This is a genomic window from Prevotella pallens, from assembly GCF_900454935.1.
In the GTDB taxonomy this organism is placed as follows: Bacteria; Bacteroidota; Bacteroidia; order Bacteroidales; family Bacteroidaceae; genus Prevotella; species Prevotella pallens.
Genome location: NZ_UGTP01000002.1, coordinates 67,088 through 88,702 on the forward strand (window position 1 = coordinate 67,088; position 21,615 = coordinate 88,702).

Below are 21,615 nucleotides of genomic sequence, written 5' to 3' on the forward strand. Positions count from 1 at the left end.
CGCTGAAACTTCATTTTAGTATAATTTTTCTGGTAGGGTACACTCATAATAAAAGTGGTAAACTTAGCTTTCTACACACTAAGAATACCACTTTTATGTTTTGCTTAACTCAATGCGGTCATTAGCAATTTTGCCAGGCTTCGTTCTATTGTTAAGCTGTTTGAATTAACTTTAGAACGAAAACGACATAATAGCATAATGAGCAATTTAAGTTAAATATATTTGTTCACCCTTTATACACTCCTAACACAGTTCCACATTATCTATTTGTTGTTCTTTATCGCAATAATGGCATTTCAATATACCCGCAGCTTTATCTACAACGTTAAATATTGTAGCCATTGGCTCGTTGTTGGTTACACATTTTGGATTGTTACATTTCACTATTCCGCACAATTCATCGGGCGTTATCACTTGCTTTTTCTCTACCACTTCATAGTCGCGAATAATATTCAATATAATGTTTGGAGCCACTACAGAGAGGCGCGATATTTCGTTATCGGTAAAGAACTTATCGCTTACTTTAATAATTCCCTTACAACCCACCTTAGAAGATGTGAAGTTATAGCCAATGGTAACAGGAGTTGATAACTTCTGAAGCTCTAATAAGTTCACCACTTGAAAGGTTTTTTCAGCAGGTATATGGTCTATTACGGTTCCATTCTCTATGGCTGCTACCAAGCGTTCTTTCTTGTTCATTTCTATCATCTCCTTATTTTATAATAGTTGTATCGTTTTTCACGTCGTCTATTCCAATTCCAAGACAGTATGCAAAAATTGCTTCACGAGCAAAAAGACCATTTTTAGCTTGCTGTATATAGTAAGCATGTGGATTAGTATCCACGTCGTATGCTATTTCGTTTACACGAGGTAATGGGTGCAATATGCGCATATTAGGTTTAGCAAGATGCAACATATCGTTACGCAGAATGTAGACATTCTTCACTCGTTCGTATTCCATAAGGTCAGAGAAGCGCTCTTTCTGTACACGTGTCATATATAATATATCAGCTCCAGCAATGGCTTCAGGTGTAAAATCTTCCTGTTCTGTGTAACGAATGCCGTGCTGTTTACAGAACAATTTGTATTCCTCAGGCATCGCAAGTTCGGCAGGTGCAATAAAGTGGAACGTAGGATTAAAGTGTCGCATTGCCATTAGTAGCGAGTGAACGGTGCGTCCGTACTTAAGATCGCCTACAAGATATATGTCCAAATTCTCTAAAGTACCTTGTGTTTGGTTGATTGTGTAAAGATCGAGCAAGCACTGTGATGGGTGTTGATGAGCACCATCGCCAGCATTAACTATAGGAACAGGCGATACTTCCGATGCATATTGTGCAGCACCTTCAATGTAATGGCGCATAACTATGGTGTCTGCATAGTTCGAAACCATAAGAATTGTATCTTTCAACGTTTCGCCTTTGCTCACACTCGATGCCTTTGCATCGGTAAAACCAATAACTTTAGCACCCAAGCGATTGGCTGCTGTTTCGAAACTAAGACGTGTACGAGTGGAAGGCTCGTAAAAGAGAGTCGCAATAATGCGACCTTTTAATAGCTCGCGGTTGGGATATTTCTCAAATTCCTGAGCCATCTGAATAAGGTATAGTAGTTCTTCCTTATTCAAATCCTGAATGTTCACAAAGTTTTGTTTCACCATTTGTATTGTGTTGAATTGGTCGTTTTCGTGTGTAAAGGTACGTATATTATTTGCCACCGAAGAAGTTTTATAAAAGAAAATATAGATTAATTGCATTCTACAAAAAACACGTCAGTTTTATTTTGCCTTTTCATCTATTTACTTTACCTTTGCAATCTAAACACAATAAACAAGGAATGCGAAGACATTTTGTACATACTCTGTGGCTAATCTTGATACTTCTCATTAGTTCTACCACAGTCTTTTTTGTGTCGGTTTGGAACGGTTGGGTTGGTTATATGCCCGACATGGAAGAACTATCGAACCCTGTAGATAAGTTTGCTTCACAGGTTTATTCTGCCAATGGTAAACTTATTGGTACATGGAATCAGGATAATGCTAATCGTATAGCGGTAGATTATAATAGTCTTTCACCCCATTTGGTGCACGCTTTGGTGGCTACCGAAGATGAAAGATTTTACGAACACTCTGGTATAGACTTTATTGCACTTGGCCGTGCCATACTTAAACGTGGTATATTAGGACACGACAATGCTGGTGGTGGGTCTACTATTACGCAGCAATTGGCAAAGCAAGTATTCTCGGAAAAAGCACATAGTACATTCGAACGACTGTTACAAAAGCCTATTGAATGGATTATTGCTGTGAAACTGGAGCGCCACTTCACAAAAGAAGAGATTATTGCGATGTATCTAAACTACTTCGATTTCCTCCATAATGCCGTTGGTATTAAACGAGCTGCTAACATTTATTTTAGTAAAGAGCCACGACAACTCTCTGTTACCGAAGCTGCTACCCTTGTTGGATTGTGCCAAAACCCATCATTATATAATCCTTTGCGACACCAAGAACGCTGTCGTACACGCCGAAACGTTGTGTTAGGGCAGATGTGTAAGTCTGGTTATATTACGCGCGAAGAATATAACGAGCTTATAGAACGTCCACTTGGTATTAAGTATTCGAAAGAAAAAAGCATAGAAGGTTCGGGCGATTACTTTCAAGCATTTCTACGTCAGTATATGATGGAGAAGAAACCAGAACGCAAAAACTATCAAGAATGGCGTATGCGCGACTTCGTTCTCGACTCTATTGCGTGGGAAAAGGACCCTCTTTTTGGCTGGTGTAACAAGAATACAAAGCGAAATGGTGAACACTACGACGTGAATACTGATGGTCTACGTATATTCACCACCATAGATACTCGTATGCAACATTATGCCGAACAGGCTGTACGCAAACATGTTGGAGGGTATTTACAGAAGGAATTTAATATTGCAAACCTATATAAAAAGAACGCTCCGTTCTCGTCAAACATCTCCTTAAGCACTATAAAAGCCATTCTCAATCGCTCTTGTCGCCAGAGTTTAAGATACCTCAGACTAAAGGAACAAGGTGCAACTCCCGATGAAATACGTCGTAGTTTCCGAACAAAACACGAAATGACTCTCTTCACTTATCACGGCAATATAGACACGTTGATGACACCAATCGACTCTATACGCTACTACAAATCGTTCTTGCGAGCTGCCTTTATAAGTATGGAGCCACACACAGGAGCAGTGAAAGCTTACGTTGGTGGTATCGATTACGACCACTTTAAATACGATATGGTAATGGGGGGACACCGACAAGTGGGGTCTACCATTAAACCTTTCCTCTACGCTTTGGCTATGCAGAACGGTATGACACCATGCACCACTGCGCCTAACATACAACGTTCGTACGGCAATTGGACTCCGCGCAATGGCTCAAGAGCACGCTACGGTCAGCAAGTTCCGTTGCGATGGGGCTTACAACAGTCTAACAACTGGATATCAGCATACCTAATTAGTCTACTCGGACCATCACAGTTTGTGAACATTCTGCACGATTTTGGGTTAAACAATCCAGATATCGACAAGAATGCAACGCCTGTTTTATGCCTTGGACCGTCAGAGCTGTCGGTTGGCGAAATGTGTAGTGCATACACTACCTTCGTTAATCATGGTGTGCGGTGTGCACCTCTCTTTGTTACCAGAATAGAAGATAGTCATGGAAACATAGTGGCTAAGTTCCAACCATTAATGAACGAAGTAATCTCAGAAGAGAGTTCTTTCAAAATGCTCGATATGCTGCAAGCTGTTATTCAAGGGGGAACTGGTGGACGTTTACGCTACAACTACCATCTTACTGGCGAAATTGGAGGCAAAACGGGTACCACAAACAACAACTCCGATGGGTGGTTTATGGGCTTCACACCACAGCTTGTAAACGGCTGTTGGGTGGGCGGAGAAGACCGCGATATTCACTTCGATAATACGGCAATGGGACAAGGTGCTACAATGGCTTTGCCTATATGGGCTTACTTTATGCAAATGGTATATGCCGACAAGTCGTTACACTATTCACCAAATACTAAATTCGATATTCCAGCCCATTTCGACCCGTGTCATTCTACAGATTCTATCTCTGTGAATGGTATACAAGAGGTTTACTTCTAACATTCAGAAACTCACTTTTAAACAAAAATAATAACAAATCAAATATACGTATATGAAAACAATCTTATTATCGATCGTTATGATGGGCGCAGCCCTCACAGCAGACGCACAAGCTACTGTAAAGGTAAACTTTAACAAAAACGACACCACTATATACAAAGATGTATTTAAGGTGGCTATTGATTTGCCTATGGGACAGGGAAGCAAGAGCGTAACAGTTACAAAAAATACACGATATGTGGTGCTCGATAAAACGCCACAAGGATACAAAATAGAATATAACGTGGTGGATACGCAGTTTGATGGCGACAAAGATGTTGTTGAGCAAGCGCAGGTTGCAGGCAATCAATACCTGAAAGGGGTAAAAATGATACTGCAAACAAACACCGATGGAAAGGTAGAGAAAATATTGAATTTGGCTGAAGTGGCTGCAGCAGGAAGCAAAAATGCTATTGCAGATATTGAAGAGGATTATAAGAAAACTCCTGAAATGGAACAAATTCTGCCAAAAGCTAAGGTTCTTACGGCTATCAGCGAACAATTCGAAGAGAAGGCTCTCATTGATAATTTAAACGAAACAAGCTTCCTTCTCTATTATGGCAAAGACCTGAAGAAAAACAGTAAGGAAGATATAATGAAGCAAGGCATGAAGCTTACTTCTACATACACAGTGGCTAACAATGGAGGAAACACTGTAATAACAACGAACCTGAAAGACAATATGACCGAAAGCGACGTTAAGAAGATGATAATAGACCAGATGAAAAAAATGGGTATGGGAGACGAAGTTACCTCGCAAATTGAAGTAGGCTGGGATCAGATGAAAGCAATGGGTATGACTAATATCAGTGCTAACGGCACCGATATCAACACATTCCTACCCAATGGTTGGTTGCAAACACAAACAGGAAAGGCATCAACCAAATTAATGGGTATGGAAATGAAGTTCAATACACAATGCGACATTCTATATAAAAACTGGAAATAAGTGGGTTTATACCACATCTTATACTAAACTATTTGTTTAGATCTGTCTAAAACTTTTATTTCTCAGGGTGGGCATACTGTATGGTGTGCCCACTTTATGTTATATTACATCATTACCCATTATGCCCAAATATCTAAGTTTACAATATGAATTGCAAACTTAAATATTTAGATTTAAATAGCAAACAAAAATACTATCAGGAAAACATAACACATTAATGTTCAGATACCTATAATAGCATTCACATAAAAATAGCACAAACAATGTAATGCATAATTCGTCAGCAAAATAGATTTCTTTTAGGTGCTGCAATCCACAATTATATAGGTGGTTATTTTGTGTGATATCTAATTTGCAACTGACAGATATCTGAAACGAATGCGACAGATATCTAAAACGAACGCTACAGATATCTGAAACAAAGCTAACTATATATGGTAAATTTTTATAAACACTAACGGTGGCTTGTTTGGTTATAAAATAGACTGTGAATGCTGCCTATAGTTATCCTATCTATTCTCTACCTAACGCTTAAACTCTTTGCAGAAAAATTGCTGTATGGTATATCTTCTTTATGCTACGCTACATTCATACAGCATCTTCCGTAGCATCTTAAAAATCCTATTATTATTCCTATTGTCAAGCGTTACGCTGTCTGTTTTCTATAGAATATTGCAATTGCTCTACCCTATTACAAGCTATTATAACTATGTTTTCTAATGGTTAAGCATTTAGCAACACACCATTGTTTGTTGTTTTACGCCTAATAAAAAAACATATTTTACGGCTCAACTGTACCTCGTCGTCTAAATTCAGAACACACTATAGCAGTTGCAATTGCAACGTTCAACGACTCAGCGTGCGTAGCCTCCGTAGAGAAATTAGGTATTAACAGCCTACGGTTTATACGTTCTCTAATGGCAGCAGAAATTCCATTACCTTCGTTCCCCATCACTATTAATCCCGCAGCAGATAGCTTTTCGGCATAAATATCATTACCATCTAACAGTGTTCCATATATGGGATAACTCTTCGGCAACAAATCTATTAATCTCCCTAAATCTAAATAATGCATTGTTACACGCGCTATACTCCCCATAGTGGCTTGCACCACCTTTGGATTCCAACAATCGGCTGTATCCATCGAACAGAATATATGCTTTATTCCAAACCAATCGGCTATGCGAATAATTGTACCCAGATTACCAGGGTCTTGCACTCCGTCTAATGCAAGCGACAGTTCCGATACACAAAAAGCCTCGTTGTGGTCTGTGTTCTCTTGTGTTTCGTTCGTTAAAAAAGGCTCTTTTGCTTGTTCGGGCAATCTAAATATGCCTACTTTTCCTTGCGGATGCTGTAAGAACGACACCTTTTTTATATCGTCTTCAGCATCAAACAGTTCTACTAAATGGAAACCTGCAGCCAGCAAATCTGCCACTACCTTTGGCCCTTCAGCCACAAACAAGCCATGTTTTGCACGCCCCTTTTTCGTCTCAAGTGCTCTAACGAGCTTTATTTTATTCTTCGATATCACCCCACAAAATTACAAAAAAACCATCTATTTGCATTCTCTTACTGCTAACTTTTTAGTATCTTTGCGCAAAAAATCGGCTATATTGATGTTTCGAATAAAACTCTTCTATATATATATTCTATTGTTTTTTACCTTTGAAACGATGTTTTTAGCATCGTGTTCCACCGATAAGTTCGTACCAGATGGTAGCTACTTGCTAGACAAAGTGGAACTACGTTCCGATGCAGCCGACTTCAATGCTTCGCAATTGGCACAATACGTACGTCAGAAAGAAAACTCGCGGTGGTTTTCCTTCTTCAAAATACCGCTTGGAACTTACTCTTTAGCTGGCAAAGACACCACAAAATGGATTAACAGAACATTGCAACGCATAGGCGAAAAACCAGTTTATTACGACACTTTGCAAGCACGCTTATCGTGCGAAGACCTCCGTTTGGCTATGAATAACATGGGCTATATGAATGCGCGTGTGGACTTTAGCACCAAAGTAAGAGGAAAGAAACTCAAAGCAATATACACTTTAATGCCCGGCGAACCGTTTATGATAGACAATTTCAGTTACGACATACAAGACTCAACCATCGCCAATATTCTTAAACCCACACTTTCGCAAGGCATTAACACGGCTCGTCCACACCAATTCACCGTGGCAGCACTCGACAACGAACGAAAACGCATTACAAAAATTCTGAACGATCAGGGGTATTATCGTTTCAATAAAGACTATATTTACTATACTGCCGATTCTATTCGGGGATCGCGTGGCGTAAATGTAACTCTCCACCTTACTAAATATAGGACTACCGACACTGCAAAGCCAACCTTACACCCGCGTTATATGATTGGAAAGGTGAACATTATACCCAGCGACTCCACTGGACTGCACCTTCGCCGAAGCATTATTGCCGATAACACGCTAATAGAGCCAGGCAAATACTTTTCGGCAACCGACCTTCAAACTACTTACAACAACTTTGCAAGATTGGGAGCTATACGCTATACGGATATAGAGTTTAAAGAGATGCCACAATTCGACTCTGTTGCCATTAACAGAATATTCGACTACACATCACCTTCGTTTCGTTTCTTAGAAGCCAACATAAAACTTTCGCACACCAAACCTAACACAATTGCGTTTCAGCCAGAAGGCACTAACACAGCAGGCGACCTTGGTGCGGCTGCCGTTCTTACCTATCAAAACCGAAACCTATTTCATGGTAGCGAATTGTTTAGCATTGAATTGCGTGCCGCTTTCGAGGCAATAAAAGGTTTGGAAGGATATTCTAACCACAATTACGAGGAATATGGCATACAGGCTAAACTACAGTTCCCACGTTTCCTTTCACCTTTCTCTACGCGAGAGTTTCGCCGTCGCAGCAATGCCGTGTCCGAACTGTCGGTTGGTTGGGACTTTCAGGACCGACCAGAGTTTCACCGTAGAGTTTTTTCAGCAGCTTGGAAATACAACTGGAGTAACATTCGGCGACATCTGAACTACGAACTCGAAGTGCCAGACCTTAGCTATGTGTATATGCCATGGATAAGCGAGCGTTTTAAGGCAGACTATCTGGACAACGTTTCTAACCGAAATGCCATACTACGTTATAACTACGAAGACTTGTTCATTATGCGTTCTGGATTCAGTATTGCTTATAATCGTAACGACAATGTAGCCATTAAAGCAAAAATAGAGTCAGCTGGCAACTTGCTATCAATGACTAACAGCATTGCGAAGTTTAAGAAAAACGAACAAGGACAAGCTAAAATATTCAATATAGCTTATGCGCAATACCTTAAATTCGACTTTTCTTTTACTCGCATTCTACGGTTCGACCCACGCAACTCGCTTGCCTTGCACACCGATTTCGGCATTGCTTACCCCTATGGCAATAGTAAAGTGTTGCCGTTTGAGAAGCGTTACATTGCTGGAGGACCTAACTCGGTGCGCGGTTGGAGTGTTAGAGAACTCGGACCGGGTAGCTTTCGTGGCACCGATGGACGTATAGACTTTATTAACCAAACGGGCGATTTAAAACTTAATCTTAGCTCCGAATACAGAACACATCTATTCTGGAAGTTCGATGGGGCTGCTTTCGTTGATGCGGGTAATATATGGACGCTCAGAAAATATGCCGACCAAACAGGCGGACAGTTTACTTTCAGTAAGTTTTTAAAGCAAATTGCTGTCTCATACGGCTTAGGATTGCGCCTCAACTTCGATTATTTCATTCTCCGTTTCGATGCTGGTATGAAAGCTATAGACCCTGCCTACTCTTCTGGAAGACGACACTACCCTATTGTTAATCCTAAGTTTAGCCGCGACTTCACTTTCCATTTTGCTGTGGGACTGCCGTTCTAATAAAAACATAGAACTATATGCCCTAAAAAACAGTGGTTTATAACCACCACACAACACACAGAAAGCTTATAATGTTTAATAAATAACACATAATACCCCATATACCCACAGACCTTAACGAAAGTGAAAAACAACAGCACAAATACAAGTCGATGCCTATACGCATTGTTGTGTAAAATTTATTTATTACTTTTGCAACAAATTAAAAAGCAATGCTAAAATTTATATCATTTGGTAGCGGAAGCAGTGGCAACGCATACCTCTTATATACAGAGAACGATAGTATTATTATAGATTGTGGCGTAGGTATACGCTCCATGAAGAAGTATATGCATAGCTACGGACTAAACTTATCAATGATTCACCATATTCTTATTACGCACGATCACGCCGATCACATTAAGTCGGTGGGAAGTATAAGCGATAGCCTCAATATTCCTGTATACTCTACACAGGCTGTTCACGAGGGTATTGCTAAAAACTGGTGTGTAAAGAAGAAAGTTTCACCCAACCAAGTGAGGTATGTTGAAAAAGGAAAAACACAACAAATTGGCGATTTCACTGTTACTCCTTTTGCAGTGCCACACGATAGCTCCGACTGTGTTGGATATTGTGTGCAATGCGAAGGTATTACTTTTACGCTCGTAACCGATTGTGGACACGTAACAGAAGAGATATGTGCGTTTGTTGCAAAAGCAAACTACTTAGTGATTGAAGCTAATCACGAGGTGGAGAAACTTATGGCTGGGCCGTACCCGCTATATCTGAAGGAACGCATTACAAGCCAAATAGGACATTTAAGCAATGCTGAATGTGCGCGAACCATAGTAGAAAACGCCACCGAAAACTTAAAACATGTTTGGCTCTGCCACTTAAGTGATGAGAACAATCACCCTGAACTGGCACGAATAGCGGTTACAAGTTTAATGGAAAGCTATGGACTACGAGCTGGAGTAGACTTTATTGTAGAGGTGTTGCGACGGAAAATTCCAAGCGAAATATACGATTTAAAGTAACCCAAAGATACTTTAGAACTCTGCTCCAGAGATTGCTGTCTTGTTCTACGCTCTCAAATTATTTAAAACAAATATAGTGCTAATATAACACACAACCATTGGTTTCTGCCCTGCATTGCAACAGCAAAAACTAAACGTTTATAGCAATTCTGCAAAAAAAATGTGGCTATATTCTGGAATAGTAGACTATTGTAATGGCTTTCAAATTCATACAACAAAACACGGAACAACATATTGCTGTTAAGCTACTTATAGCAATAATAGAACCAAAACATTGTAGCATAAATAATTTTATATTTCTCAGCCAAATAAGTTTCTTTCTGCTGTTACAACATAGAGCCATAACTGTTGTTACTTTATGTGATATCTGAAACGAACACGACAGATATCTAAAACGAACACGACAGATATCTAAAACGAACGTGACAGATATCTGAGAAAAAACGAACTATATTTAGCTGACTTTTATAAACATTAGAGGCATTTTATTTGATTTATAAACAAACCACAGAAGCTGTTTACACCCCCGCCACCCATTTCCTACCAAACCTTTATTGCAAGAAGGCTGTACTGTTGCTTTTGCTTAATCCTAAATTTACAGTATTATTAGCATTCAATGGGTTATTATAACCACATAAAAACAAAAAGTCCCACTCAACCTGCTGTTGTATGGGACTTTATGTTTGCTTGTTTTTATGCTATTGCACAACCACTTTCACATAACTGTTGGTATTTTCATAATTCGCGTTTCCGTCGAAAGCGCTTTCTCTAAATATATCACCAAACTTTGCTTTCTGTTGTGCTGTCATCGTAACAACAATATTGGCAAGAAAACCGTTGGGCGATTGACTACCAGCATAGAACGTTGTTAGCCTTGTAAACTTGCGAATGTCAAGTGTAGTAAACTTGCAATGAGACACTCTCAACTCTTTTAACGCTACGTTGTTTCCTAATTTCAGTTCACTAAGATTAGAAGCAAACGATGTACGCAGCTTGGTAAGTTTTAAGTTGTTTCGTACATCTAATGTTGTTATCTCTTTAACAGCATATACATCTATCATCTGTAGGTTAGGATTGTGCGACACATCTAAAGCTCCAACATGGCTTAGTGCCAATTCCAAGCTAAGTAAGTTTTCACCAGCAGAAGCCAATCCCTTAATTTCTGTAACATCTGAATACGATATATTTACTGTCCGCAACTTAGTTTGTTTAGAGAAATCCAGCTTTTTAAGTTTTGTATAAGACGCTACGAAATCCTGAAGCAATAGATTATCGTCCAGACCAGTCATACTTTCTAAACCGTTAACCGATGCAGCATTTATGCTTCTTAGTTCAGGCGTATTCGATGTATTGACGGTTTTAACGCGCGGACTAGAATAGAATCTTACTTCTTTTAGTACAGGCAAATTGCTAACATCTACGCCTTCTAATACCTTGTTACTGTACAAATCAAGTGCTTCAAGTTTTTTGTTGCCACGTGTTACTACCTCTTTCACACCGTCCATATTGTGCACTTTTAGCGTGTTTATATCTAAGCCCGTAACATCTACCTTTGTAACGGCAGGACAGTGCTGTATTTCTACCGAACCTGTTAGCTGCTTATATTTAGACAAATCTATATTGCCTGCTAAGTTTTTGTTACCATCAATGTTCAAACTGGTAACATTACGGAAGTATTGCAGTCCATCTAACGATGTAATATTATCGTTATTGGCAATGTTTAGATTACCTTTAAGCGATAGTATTTTCTCTAAGTTATTGCCCTTATAGATATCTAAAGTTCCATCAGGATTAATCTCTAAGTCGCTGATTTGTTGTTTTACCGACTCTATTAACCCTTTATTCGATAGTATTTCTACCTTCGCTTTCGATGCATTGAGCGCAATGTTTCCCAAATCATAGCGTTTTGCACGTTCTATATTTACAGCATCGTTCAGCTTAACTTGTAGACTTTTACCATCGGTTAATATAAATGCAAGTGTTAGCCCAGAAGCAAGTTTGCCTGTTGGAAGCACAACAAAATAGTTGGTATTTTCTGCCATTGTGCCCGAAGCAGGCACATAGTTTACTATGCCTGTTTGTGTATTTGCAACAAAAGTAGAGTTTGCGGTGCCAATTGTTCCATTATCTTTAAACTCAACCTCTGTACTCACATCGCCAGCCAATGCTTCTAATCCGCGAGAAATAAGCTTTATTTGTGCCACATTACTTACACCATGAAAGCTGAACTGCAATAAGCCACAAAGGTTGTAGGCAACAAATGGCTTATATTCTTGTGGAATAATTCCCACCGCAAAATTAACTTTTGGGTCGAACGTACCAGCAATAGCGGTTTGTGTTTTAGGTATGGAGTAAGTATATTTAGCCTTGTTGTTTGCCAATACTTCTATTTTCTGTCCATTTTGGTATGGATACATCATAAAATAAGGTGCCTTATTATCAGGCGCTTGTCCCCAAAACCTTACATCGCTGGCTGTGGTAGGTGTTGTAAATGGTTGTACAGCGCCAGCTGTAGAACCTTTATAGCCGATAGCTATTACGTCGTTAGCATTCCATATTACTTGTGTTTGGTCGGCTTCCAAAGATGTCCGAGTAGGTGCATTCTTTAGAGTGTCGGTTGTCTCATTATCATAATTAGGAACACCCACTGTACGAAACGACATTTGTGTTAAATGTTCGTTGCTATTTTCGCAGACAATATCTGTATCGTTGGTGCACGAAACGGCAGCAACCACTGTTGCACAAAGCAAGAATTGTGTTACTATTTTGTTCATTTCAGAGTTGTTTAATGTTGTTATCCTGTATGCTTACTATTCTTTCGCCATTTGTTTACAGCGTTTAGAAAGGCGAATCGTCGCCGGTTCCATCTTCAACATGGGGAGAAAGATCAGTTACTTCAGTAAATCCTTCGTGTTGAGCGCCATGTGCAGAATCCATTAAAAAGTTTTGCGTAACATCCATTATTACTACCTCTGTTATGGGAGAATCATACCTCTTTTTCATTTTTCATTCCTTTGTTATTCATAGTAAAAGCACTTTTATCTGCAAAATAAGCAAGTTAGTTGCCAACAAACTGCCTCACACGTATTGCGGAACAATCCACAAGCGGTGTAAAGATAGTTTCAGTGAACAGACTTTCGGAACTTCGATTACTGTTATTTTGAGTTCATCAGCGTGCTAAGCAAGCTCTTTTAAGAGTGCTACTACTACTATTATTTATCCTAAAAACAAGTTTACTTTTAGCAAACGTATATAGTTAAGTTTCTTAATATGTAATTTTTTCAGTGCAAAGTTACATAGTCTTTTGGTATTTAAAACAACTTTAGGTGAAAAAACAAATTATATACAACATTAATTAACAACGTATGCGAATAGCAGAACACTTTTTTTGTTAAAGAAACAAGATGCGAAGCACAGAGCAAACAAACTTTTTTGTTATACTAAAATGAGCACGAAGTTTCAGATATCTGTCGCAATCGTCTCAGATATCTGTCGCAATCGTTTCAGATATCTGTCGCAATCGTTTTAGATATCTGTCGTGATAGTTTTAGATATCTATTTTGAGAGCGTCTGAAAACTAACCCATTTTCTTTTAATCAAAATAGGTTGTTAGAATATGAATAGAAAGCGATGGAAACTACCTAAAAAACTTGATAAGCAGTGGAATAAGCCATTGGTTTCTGAAAAAAGGCGTGCGAAGAATAGTTTCATACTAGGTATAAAAGAAACCAATATGCCAACATAAAAACAAGAAAGAACAGAGCGCAAGAGCATAAACAACATAGAATGGTTTATGCCATAACAAAATTGTTGGAGCGAGAAAAAGCCAACAAAAACAAAGCAGGAAGCAAATTTTTTAAATTCACTTCCTGCTTCATTGTATATTATTTACACCTTATTAATATATAGCACGATATTCTACAGAACAAGTGCAACAAACAACCATAGCAAATGCCACGTGTTTACAATGCACTCTCAAACTCTTTTAAGAATCGAACATCGTTTTCGGAGAACATACGAAGGTCGCTCACCCTATATTTAAGATTGGTAATGCGTTCTACACCCATACCAAAAGCATATCCGGTGTACACATTCGAGTCGATACCACAAGCCTCAAGGTCGTGAGGGTCTACCATTCCGCAACCTAAAATCTCTACCCAACCCGTGTGTTTACAAAATCCGCAGCCTTCGCCACCGCATATATTGCAACTTATATCCATTTCGGCACTGGGTTCGGTAAATGGGAAATAGCTTGGACGAAGGCGTATTTTGGTATCTGCACCAAACATTTCGCGAGCAAAAGTAAGTAGAACCTGCTTTAGGTCGGTAAAGCTAACATTCTTGTCTACATACAGTCCCTCCACCTGATGAAAGAAACAATGGGCACGTGCACTAATGGCTTCGTTTCTATATACACGTCCTGGGCAAAGCACACGTATAGGTGGCTTGTGAGTGGACATATAGTGAGCCTCGTCGTTAGAGGTATGGCTTCGTAGCAGAACATTCTTTGTAACGTCTAAAGAGTGCGAATGTTCAATAAAAAAAGTGTCTTGCATATCGCGCGCAGGGTGGTCGGCAGCAAAATTCAGCATAGTAAACACATGCTCATCGTCATCAATTTCTGGACCCTGATAAAGGGTAAACCCCATTCGTGCAAATATATCTATAATTTCTTTCTTTACTAACGTAAGCGGGTGTCGAGAGCCTAAACCAACAGGGTATGCAGTTCGGGTAAGGTCAATATCGTTACCTTGCGCCTCGTTCGTTTCCAACTGTTCGCGTAAGTCGTTTATTTTAGCTTGCGCAAGCTGCTTTAGCTCGTTTATTTTCATACCCACCGTCTTCTTCTGGTCGGTAGCTACATTGCGAAATTCGCTCATTAAGGCATTTATTTCGCCTTTCTTGCTAAGATATTTTAATCGAAGCAGCTCAACTTCTTCAGCGTTCTTTGCCGATACGTTGCTCACTTCTTTTAATAGTTCTTCTATCTTTTCGAGAATCATAACGCTTAAAATTTTCGGCAAAGGTACAATATATAATCTAAAATATAAGCACTGCAATAGAAAAATATTGCTTATTACAGACTTTAGTAGCTACTGAAAACAAAACGTGTGGGGGGGTACAGAGTGTTTTCATTTTGCTTTCTCAACATATTTAATTATAAATACCTACTTTAATATAAAATAAATGTAGTACATTTGCAACAGTTTTAGGAGCAAAGAAGATAATTTGAGAAATATAAATAGAGAATATGAGAAAAGCAATTTTACTCGTTGTACTTGTGTGTGTAGCTATGATAAGCCTCACAACAAGTTGTAACAAAAAGAAAGTGGAGCCAGCTGACTCTACCAAAACTGTTGTTGCCGACACCACAGATACTACAAACAATGTGGATTCGGCTACAAAAATTATTGCAGAAACACCAATGCCAAAAGCCGCCGACCAACTATTCGACGACTTCTTTTTCAACTTTATCGCTAACAAAAAACTACAGCGCAAACGCATTGTGTTTCCACTGCCCGTTGAAAACAATGGGAAAGTAACGAAACAAATAGCTCGCAACCAATGGAAAATGGATTATTTCTTCCGTCCAAAAGGCTATTATACGCTGATTTTCGATAACGAAGATCAGGCAGAATATGCTAAGTCTACCAAGCTCGACACTGTAATTGTGGAGAAAATAAACCTGACTCAGAAAAAGGTAGAACAATATTGTTTCGACCATCAGGACGGTAAATGGAAGATGAACAAGATAAACAACATTGGATTTGCACAGAAATATAACGCAGCGTTTCTTGAGTTTCTTAGCAAGTTCCTTGCAAACAACGGACGAGGAAGCATAAAAGACCCGCTGCCATACGTGGGAATAGACCCAAGTGGAGAAACAACAAACAAGGTAAACACTACTATTCCTGCATCGGAGTGGAGCACGTATCTGCCAGAAGTGCCAAAGAACAATATCTATAACATTCTGTATGGACAAAAGTACGGAGAGAGCAAAAAGAAAATTCTTGTATTTAGAGGACTTTCTAATGGTATTGAAACCCAATTAGAGTTTAAAAATAGAGGAAAGAGCTGGCGTTTAGAGAGAATTATTGCTTACTAAAAGGATATGGCAAACGCTCAACAATAAAAACAGAAACAAATTAGAGACAACGTATGATAGACCAGGAAAACTACAGCCTACTTAGGCACAATACGTTTGGAATAGACGCTAAATGCAAACGATTTATAGAGTACAGTTCGGTGGAAGAGGCACAGCAAGTAGCGGGAATGATTACTGATGCCGACCGACCACTACTTATTTTAGGTGGAGGAAGTAATCTATTGCTTACTGGCGACTACAATGGAACGGTGTTGCACTCAGGCATTCGCTTCCTTGAACAAACCGACGAATGCCACGTTCGCTGTGGTTCTGGTTTCATTTGGGACGACGTTGTAGACTATTGCGTGGCAAATAACTTGTACGGAGCAGAGAATCTATCTATCATTCCAGGAGAGGTGGGTGCCAGTGCCGTACAAAACATTGGCGCATACGGCGCAGAAGCCAAAGACTTAATAGAATGCGTAGAAGCAGTAGAGATAGAAACAGGACAAATTTGCCGCTTCACAAACACAGAATGCGCATATAGTTATCGGCAAAGCAAATTTAAACACGCATGGAAAAATCGCTTTCTTATCACTGCTGTTACTTACAAACTTTCTAAAACATACAATCCGAAGTTAGACTATGGCAACATTCGTGTAGCATTGGCTGCAAAGGGTATAGACAATCCAACGGCAATGCAACTTCGCGAAACCATTATTGACATAAGAAATGCCAAACTACCTGATCCAAAAGTACTGGGAAATGCTGGTAGCTTCTTTATGAATCCAGTGGTATCAACACATAAATATAACCAGTTGGCACAGCAATATGTTGGTATGCCCCACTACACTATTGATAGCGAGTACGAAAAGATACCAGCAGGTTGGCTCATAGAACAATGTGGTTGGAAAGGTAAAGCATTAGGAAAAGCCGCCGTACACAATAAACAGGCACTGGTATTGGTGAACTGCGGAGGCGCAACTGGTAGCGAAGTGGTGCAACTTTATAAAACTATTCAGCACGATGTTAAGCAGAAATTCGACATCGAAATTAAACCAGAGGTGAACATTTGCTAAACAAAAACAATGAAATTACGCTTCTTAGGTACTGGTACTTCTAATGGTGTGCCCGTCATTGGGTGTACATGCAAAGTGTGCAAAAGCAACAATGCTAAGGATAAACGACTACGTACATCGGCATTACTCGAAACCGAAACTACTCGCATTCTTATAGATTGCGGTCCCGACTTTCGTCAGCAAATATTGCCTGTGCCTTACAAAAAGATTGATGGTATATTAATAACACATATCCATTACGACCATGTGGGTGGAATAGACGATTTGCGGCCGTTCAGTTGGTTATCTGATTTGGAAATTTATGCTAACAAAGACACCTGTCAAGGACTACGCCACAACTTTCCTTACTGCTTCAAAGAGCATCTTTACCCGGGTGTTCCGAAGCTCAATCTGCACACTATTGTTCCGCACAAAGCATTCTCAATAGGCGATTGCACCGTTACACCCATCGAGGTAATGCATGGAAAGATGCCTATTATGGGTTACCGCATAGGCAACTTTGCATATATCACCGATATGAAAACCATAAACAACACAGAGCTATCATATCTCAAAGGTGTAGATACACTTGTAGTAAATGCCTTGCGATGGGAAAAAGAACACCACTCGCACCAATTAATAGACGACGCCATTGCATTTAGTCGCACCATTAAGGCTAAACAAACCTACCTAACACACCTAACACACGAGATAGGTTTACACGAAGAGGCTCAGCAACGCTTACCTAAAAACTTCTATTTTGCGTACGATGAATTGGAGATAGAAGTATAGAGAAGCATATACATTACTAAACTATAAGCATGCAATGGCACTTGTTCCATAGCATTCTAAGATATCAGAAAACCGTTCGCTACACCTCATTTACCTCAATAGCATAATGTAGTAGAAGGTGCACAAAATACTAAAAAATATGTATTTTTACGCAATTCCTTGTAGATTTAGTTTTTTTTCTCTACTTTTGCACACAATAAAAACATTGTGCAATGGTATAAACAGCTACCATTTCGGCATAATAAACCAGAGGAGTTTAAGGAGAGAAAGAGATGTCTATTTCAAAGACAAGACAAATGTTTGTAGACGTAGCAAGGCAAATCTTTGCTAAGAAAGGTATTGCAAACACAACAATGAACGACATTGCAGAAGCGTCGGGAAAAGGGCGTCGCACACTATACACGTATTTTAAAAGTAAAGACGATGTGTATTATGCCGTCATTGAAGGTGAATTAGAACGCTTATCAGACAAGTTAGACGAAGTGGCATCGAAACGAATACCACCTCACGATAAGATTATAGAACTCATTTACACCCATCTTAGTATGATTAAAGAAACTGTTATGAGAAATGGAAACCTCAGAGCAGAGTTCTTTCGCAATATATGGATGGTAGAGAAAGTACGCAAAAACTTTGATGAAGACGAAATAGAACTCTTCAGAAAGGTTTACACGGAAGCTAAAAACGATGGCGATTTCGATATAGACAACGTAGACTTAGTTGCCGATATAACACACTACTGTATTAAAGGATTGGAGGTTCCATTTATATATGGCAGACTCGGACACGGATTAACCGAAGCAAGTAGTCGGCCACTCGTGGCAAAAGTGGTGTACGGAGCGCTCGGAAATAAGTTAGGAAAAGGCAAAACAGACAACAACACCTATTAAAATGTGTATCAATACCTATATATATAATAGGTGTAACTTGTATTGTTTAGATTTCCAAAACATACATTATTGAGATACTAAACCTACCAAAAACATAGATATTAAAAACATAAATAAAAACAGATTATGGGATTATTAACAGGTAAAACAGCCCTCATTACAGGCGCTGCACGTGGAATAGGTAAAGCAATTGCTATAAAATTTGCAAGCGAAGGTGCTAACATTGCCTTCACCGACCTCGTTATCGATGAAAACGGAAAGGCTACTGAGGCTGAAATTTCAGCTCTCGGAGTTAAATGTAAAGGCTACGCAAGCAATGCAGCCGATTTCGCTCAGTCTGAAGAAGTAGTAAAACAAGTGAAAGAGGAGTTTGGAAGTGTTGATATATTGGTGAACAATGCTGGTATAACCAAAGATGGTTTAATGCTCCGAATGTCTGAAGCACAATGGGACGCTGTTATTGGTGTTAATCTAAAGAGTGCATTCAACTTTATACATGCTTGCGTGCCAGTTATGATGCGCCAACGCAATGGTAGTATAATCAATATGGCAAGTGTGGTGGGAGTACACGGAAACGCTGGTCAGGCTAACTACGCAGCCTCTAAAGCGGGTATGATTGCTCTAGCAAAGAGTGTAGCGCAAGAAATGGGACCAAAGGGCGTGCGTGCAAATGCTATTGCGCCAGGCTTTATTGACACTGCTATGACACAACAGCTGTCAGAAGAAATACGCAAGGAATGGACATCTAAGATTCCATTGCGCCGTGGGGGTACCACCGAAGATATCGCTAACACTGCTCTCTATCTGGCATCAGACCTATCAAGCTATGTTTCTGGACAGGTCATTCAGGTTGATGGTGGTATGAATATGTAATATTCCTTTCTATTTTCTATCGTCCTTACTCGCATAGGGAAAGGGCGATAGATTCTTTTAAAACTATGCAAGTTCTTTACGAAGACAACCATATTATTATTGTATATAAGCAAAGCGGAGAAATAGTACAAGGCGACAAGACTGGCGACAAACCGCTCTCTGAAACTATTAAGGAATGGATTAAACAGAAATATGCAAAGCCTGGCAATGTATTCTTGGGCGTTGTGCACCGTTTAGATCGTCCTGTGTCTGGTATAGTTGTCTTTGCCAAAACATCAAAAGCTCTCTCCCGACTTAACAATATGTTTAGAAATGGCGAAGTCAGAAAAACATATTGGGCTATGGTGCAAACGGCACCTAATATGCCAGAAGCTACACTAACTAATTGGCTGGTGCGAAACGAAAAGCAAAACAAAAGTTATGTGTATAATAACGAAATGCCAAACGCTAAACAAGCCATACTGAAATATAAGACCATTGGACAGACCGAACATTACACCTTACTCGAAGTAAACTTGCTTACTGGGCGCCACCACCAAATACGGTGCCAACTCGCTGCGATGGGTTGCCCTATTAAGGGAGACTTAAAATATGGCGCGCGCCGTTCTAATCCAGATGGTAGCATATCGCTACTAAGTCATAAGGTTGAATTTATACACCCCGTAAGCAAACAAAAAATTGTTGTTGTTTCACCTTTACCAACAGAAAAGGTATGGGACAATTTTAGATAACACCCACATAAATGACTACTCCTACCCTATTGAAACGTTTTGTTGCATGGCTTCAAAAATTGTCGTTCTGCACTGGCGTTGTTGTTTTGGCTATGTGCATACCGTGCTATATTGCATCGTTCGCTCAAGCCGTTTTCCCCATATCTATGGAGATGAAAGGTATCTTGTGGGTTATTTTCTTCGGATTAGCAAAGGCTTTCCAATATTGTGGACTCGCTATATTGGGTGTTGATGGCTACAAACGATTGAAAGCAAAATTTAGAAAAGTGTAAATTAAAACATAAAGGGCGAAGCACTGTAAGAGGACAACTACCTCTCTACAATGCTTCGCCTTTTTGTTTCTTCTTATTTGTAGTGCAATATCTGCCTTACTTTCTCACAATCACCGACCCATTTGCCTGATGTGTTGCCAAAATTAGCACTTCGGCTATCTGTACATGGGCAGGAGCACTTGCCGCATAGAATGCTACATCGGCAATATCGTCGCCTGTAAGTGGTTTCACACCTTTATAAACACTTTCTGCACGAGCATCGTCGCCATGGAAACGCACATTAGAGAAGTTGGTTTGAACCAATCCTGGTTTCAAGTTAGTTACACGCACATTACTTTCTGCCACATCTATACGCAGTCCGTCCGACAATGCTTTCACTGCTGCTTTTGTTGCACAATACACATTTCCGTTTGCATAAGCAGCATCGCCTGCCACCGAGCCTATATTTATAATGTGTCCTTCGTTGCGTTCCACCATTCCGGGAACAACAAAACGGGTCATATTCAGCAAACCTTTTATGTTGGTATCTATCATTGTGTCCCAATCTTCAAAGCTGCCTTCGTACTCTTTGTCTAGCCCTAATGCCAACCCTGCATTATTTATCAGCACATTTATATTTGCCCATTTACCTTTTAAAAAGTCTACTGCCTTGCGTGCTGATGCACGTTCGCGCACGTCAAACTCCATTGCCAACACTTCTGCTCCCATATTCTCAAGCTCACGGCGCAGTGTGTCGAGCTTCTCTTTGCGGCGTCCGGTAATTATAACATTATATCCACCACGTGCAAACTTGCGTGCACAAGCTTCGCCAATGCCACTTGTTGCACCCGTAACCATTACTATTTTCTTTTCCATGTATTATATTGTTTAAGCTGAG

General features: G+C 39.7%; 19 protein-coding genes. 12 read left to right on the forward strand and 7 right to left on the reverse strand.

Annotated features, from left to right (window positions below):
- Nucleotides 1-243: 243 nt before the first annotated feature.
- Together DX009_RS09450 and pyrB are read right to left on the reverse strand one after the other, a co-directional pair.
- A complete protein-coding gene (locus tag DX009_RS09450) occupies nucleotides 244-699 on the reverse strand; it encodes an aspartate carbamoyltransferase regulatory subunit (RefSeq protein WP_040595908.1) in 456 nt (151 codons plus the stop codon).
- A 13-nt stretch (nucleotides 700-712) separates the two neighbouring features.
- The gene (pyrB, locus tag DX009_RS09455) at nucleotides 713-1,660 is read right to left on the reverse strand and encodes an aspartate carbamoyltransferase (RefSeq protein ID WP_040595910.1); all 948 of its coding nucleotides are present in this window, start codon (nucleotides 1,658-1,660) and stop codon (nucleotides 713-715) included.
- Nucleotides 1,661-1,836: 176 nt separating this feature from the next.
- On the opposite strand from pyrB, the gene DX009_RS09460 reads away from it, so the two are divergent.
- Both DX009_RS09460 and DX009_RS09465 read left to right on the forward strand, forming a co-directional pair.
- Entirely contained in the window at nucleotides 1,837-4,140 is a 2,304-nt protein-coding gene (locus DX009_RS09460; RefSeq protein WP_115083888.1) for a transglycosylase domain-containing protein, read from the forward strand.
- Between the two features lie 52 nt (nucleotides 4,141-4,192).
- Nucleotides 4,193-5,128 carry a hypothetical protein gene (locus DX009_RS09465; RefSeq protein WP_115083889.1) on the forward strand — a complete coding sequence of 312 codons (936 nt, stop codon included), beginning with the start codon at nucleotides 4,193-4,195 and terminating at the stop codon, nucleotides 5,126-5,128.
- A 781-nt stretch (nucleotides 5,129-5,909) separates the two neighbouring features.
- Here the strand turns inward: DX009_RS09465 and DX009_RS09470 are convergent.
- Nucleotides 5,910-6,662: an RNA methyltransferase gene (locus DX009_RS09470; protein WP_006046280.1), complete on the reverse strand. Its 753-nt coding sequence runs from the start codon at nucleotides 6,660-6,662 to the stop codon at nucleotides 5,910-5,912.
- An 85-nt stretch (nucleotides 6,663-6,747) separates the two neighbouring features.
- On the opposite strand from DX009_RS09470, the gene tamL reads away from it, so the two are divergent.
- Nucleotides 6,748-9,021 (forward strand): translocation and assembly module lipoprotein TamL, encoded by a 2,274-nt coding sequence (tamL, locus tag DX009_RS09475; RefSeq protein ID WP_115083890.1) that lies wholly within the window; start codon nucleotides 6,748-6,750, stop codon nucleotides 9,019-9,021.
- A gap of 212 nt (nucleotides 9,022-9,233) precedes the next feature.
- Nucleotides 9,234-10,037, forward strand: coding sequence for an MBL fold metallo-hydrolase (locus tag DX009_RS09480; protein WP_115083891.1), 804 nt, complete (start codon nucleotides 9,234-9,236; stop codon nucleotides 10,035-10,037).
- Between the two features lie 698 nt (nucleotides 10,038-10,735).
- Here DX009_RS09480 and DX009_RS09485 read toward each other — a convergent pair.
- Nucleotides 10,736-12,811 (reverse strand): leucine-rich repeat domain-containing protein, encoded by a 2,076-nt coding sequence (locus DX009_RS09485; RefSeq protein WP_115083892.1) that lies wholly within the window; start codon nucleotides 12,809-12,811, stop codon nucleotides 10,736-10,738.
- Between the two features lie 64 nt (nucleotides 12,812-12,875).
- Entirely contained in the window at nucleotides 12,876-13,040 is a 165-nt protein-coding gene (locus tag DX009_RS09490) for a single-stranded DNA-binding protein (protein WP_115083893.1), read from the reverse strand.
- A gap of 613 nt (nucleotides 13,041-13,653) precedes the next feature.
- On the opposite strand from DX009_RS09490, the gene DX009_RS13740 reads away from it, so the two are divergent.
- The gene (locus tag DX009_RS13740; RefSeq protein WP_262510430.1) at nucleotides 13,654-13,782 is read left to right on the forward strand and encodes a hypothetical protein; all 129 of its coding nucleotides are present in this window, start codon (nucleotides 13,654-13,656) and stop codon (nucleotides 13,780-13,782) included.
- Nucleotides 13,783-13,999: 217 nt separating this feature from the next.
- Here the strand turns inward: DX009_RS13740 and pheS are convergent, their stop codons facing one another.
- On the reverse strand, nucleotides 14,000-15,040 hold the full coding sequence (gene pheS / locus DX009_RS09495) for a phenylalanine--tRNA ligase subunit alpha (RefSeq protein WP_115083894.1): 1,041 nt from the start codon (nucleotides 15,038-15,040) through the stop codon (nucleotides 14,000-14,002).
- A gap of 248 nt (nucleotides 15,041-15,288) precedes the next feature.
- Between pheS and DX009_RS09500 the strand changes: the two genes are divergently transcribed.
- From DX009_RS09500 to DX009_RS09530, 7 genes are all read left to right on the forward strand, one after another.
- Nucleotides 15,289-16,143 (forward strand): DUF4348 domain-containing protein, encoded by an 855-nt coding sequence (locus tag DX009_RS09500; RefSeq protein ID WP_115083895.1) that lies wholly within the window; start codon nucleotides 15,289-15,291, stop codon nucleotides 16,141-16,143.
- Nucleotides 16,144-16,196: 53 nt separating this feature from the next.
- Nucleotides 16,197-17,201: a UDP-N-acetylmuramate dehydrogenase gene (gene murB, locus DX009_RS09505; protein ID WP_115083896.1), complete on the forward strand. Its 1,005-nt coding sequence runs from the start codon at nucleotides 16,197-16,199 to the stop codon at nucleotides 17,199-17,201.
- Nucleotides 17,202-17,210: 9 nt separating this feature from the next.
- A complete protein-coding gene (locus tag DX009_RS09510; RefSeq protein ID WP_115083897.1) occupies nucleotides 17,211-17,972 on the forward strand; it encodes an MBL fold metallo-hydrolase in 762 nt (253 codons plus the stop codon).
- Nucleotides 17,973-18,244: 272 nt separating this feature from the next.
- Nucleotides 18,245-18,862 carry a TetR/AcrR family transcriptional regulator gene (locus DX009_RS09515; protein WP_006046292.1) on the forward strand — a complete coding sequence of 206 codons (618 nt, stop codon included), beginning with the start codon at nucleotides 18,245-18,247 and terminating at the stop codon, nucleotides 18,860-18,862.
- A gap of 126 nt (nucleotides 18,863-18,988) precedes the next feature.
- Nucleotides 18,989-19,735 carry a 3-oxoacyl-[acyl-carrier-protein] reductase gene (gene fabG, locus DX009_RS09520; RefSeq protein ID WP_004363487.1) on the forward strand — a complete coding sequence of 249 codons (747 nt, stop codon included), beginning with the start codon at nucleotides 18,989-18,991 and terminating at the stop codon, nucleotides 19,733-19,735.
- 65 nt (nucleotides 19,736-19,800) lie between these two features.
- On the forward strand, nucleotides 19,801-20,466 hold the full coding sequence (locus DX009_RS09525; RefSeq protein ID WP_115083898.1) for an RluA family pseudouridine synthase: 666 nt from the start codon (nucleotides 19,801-19,803) through the stop codon (nucleotides 20,464-20,466).
- Nucleotides 20,467-20,477: 11 nt separating this feature from the next.
- Nucleotides 20,478-20,738, forward strand: a complete 261-nt coding sequence (locus DX009_RS09530; RefSeq protein ID WP_115083899.1) for a hypothetical protein — start codon at nucleotides 20,478-20,480, stop codon at nucleotides 20,736-20,738.
- Between the two features lie 96 nt (nucleotides 20,739-20,834).
- Here the strand turns inward: DX009_RS09530 and DX009_RS09535 are convergent, their stop codons facing one another.
- Complete coding sequence (locus DX009_RS09535; protein WP_006046296.1) at nucleotides 20,835-21,593, reverse strand: SDR family NAD(P)-dependent oxidoreductase; 759 nt, start codon at nucleotides 21,591-21,593, stop codon at nucleotides 20,835-20,837.
- Between the last annotated feature and the right edge of the window lie 22 nt (nucleotides 21,594-21,615).

Coding starts and splice junctions, on each gene's coding strand:
- DX009_RS09535 (WP_006046296.1), bottom strand. CDS start 21,593: ATGGAAAAGAAAATAGTAATGGTTACGGGTGCAACAAGTGGCATTGGC.
- pheS (WP_115083894.1), bottom strand. CDS start 15,040: ATGATTCTCGAAAAGATAGAAGAACTATTAAAAGAAGTGAGCAACGTA.
- DX009_RS09485 (WP_115083892.1), bottom strand. CDS start 12,811: ATGAACAAAATAGTAACACAATTCTTGCTTTGTGCAACAGTGGTTGCT.
- DX009_RS09450 (WP_040595908.1), bottom strand. CDS start 699: ATGAACAAGAAAGAACGCTTGGTAGCAGCCATAGAGAATGGAACCGTA.
- DX009_RS09465 (WP_115083889.1), top strand. CDS start 4,193: ATGAAAACAATCTTATTATCGATCGTTATGATGGGCGCAGCCCTCACA.
- DX009_RS09490 (WP_115083893.1), bottom strand. CDS start 13,040: ATGAAAAAGAGGTATGATTCTCCCATAACAGAGGTAGTAATAATGGAT.
- pyrB (WP_040595910.1), bottom strand. CDS start 1,660: ATGGTGAAACAAAACTTTGTGAACATTCAGGATTTGAATAAGGAAGAA.
- DX009_RS09530 (WP_115083899.1), top strand. CDS start 20,478: ATGACTACTCCTACCCTATTGAAACGTTTTGTTGCATGGCTTCAAAAA.
- DX009_RS09460 (WP_115083888.1), top strand. CDS start 1,837: ATGCGAAGACATTTTGTACATACTCTGTGGCTAATCTTGATACTTCTC.
- murB (WP_115083896.1), top strand. CDS start 16,197: ATGATAGACCAGGAAAACTACAGCCTACTTAGGCACAATACGTTTGGA.
- tamL (WP_115083890.1), top strand. CDS start 6,748: ATGTTTCGAATAAAACTCTTCTATATATATATTCTATTGTTTTTTACC.
- DX009_RS09525 (WP_115083898.1), top strand. CDS start 19,801: ATGCAAGTTCTTTACGAAGACAACCATATTATTATTGTATATAAGCAA.
- DX009_RS09515 (WP_006046292.1), top strand. CDS start 18,245: ATGTCTATTTCAAAGACAAGACAAATGTTTGTAGACGTAGCAAGGCAA.
- DX009_RS09500 (WP_115083895.1), top strand. CDS start 15,289: ATGAGAAAAGCAATTTTACTCGTTGTACTTGTGTGTGTAGCTATGATA.
- DX009_RS09510 (WP_115083897.1), top strand. CDS start 17,211: ATGAAATTACGCTTCTTAGGTACTGGTACTTCTAATGGTGTGCCCGTC.
- DX009_RS13740 (WP_262510430.1), top strand. CDS start 13,654: ATGAATAGAAAGCGATGGAAACTACCTAAAAAACTTGATAAGCAGTGG.
- DX009_RS09480 (WP_115083891.1), top strand. CDS start 9,234: ATGCTAAAATTTATATCATTTGGTAGCGGAAGCAGTGGCAACGCATAC.
- fabG (WP_004363487.1), top strand. CDS start 18,989: ATGGGATTATTAACAGGTAAAACAGCCCTCATTACAGGCGCTGCACGT.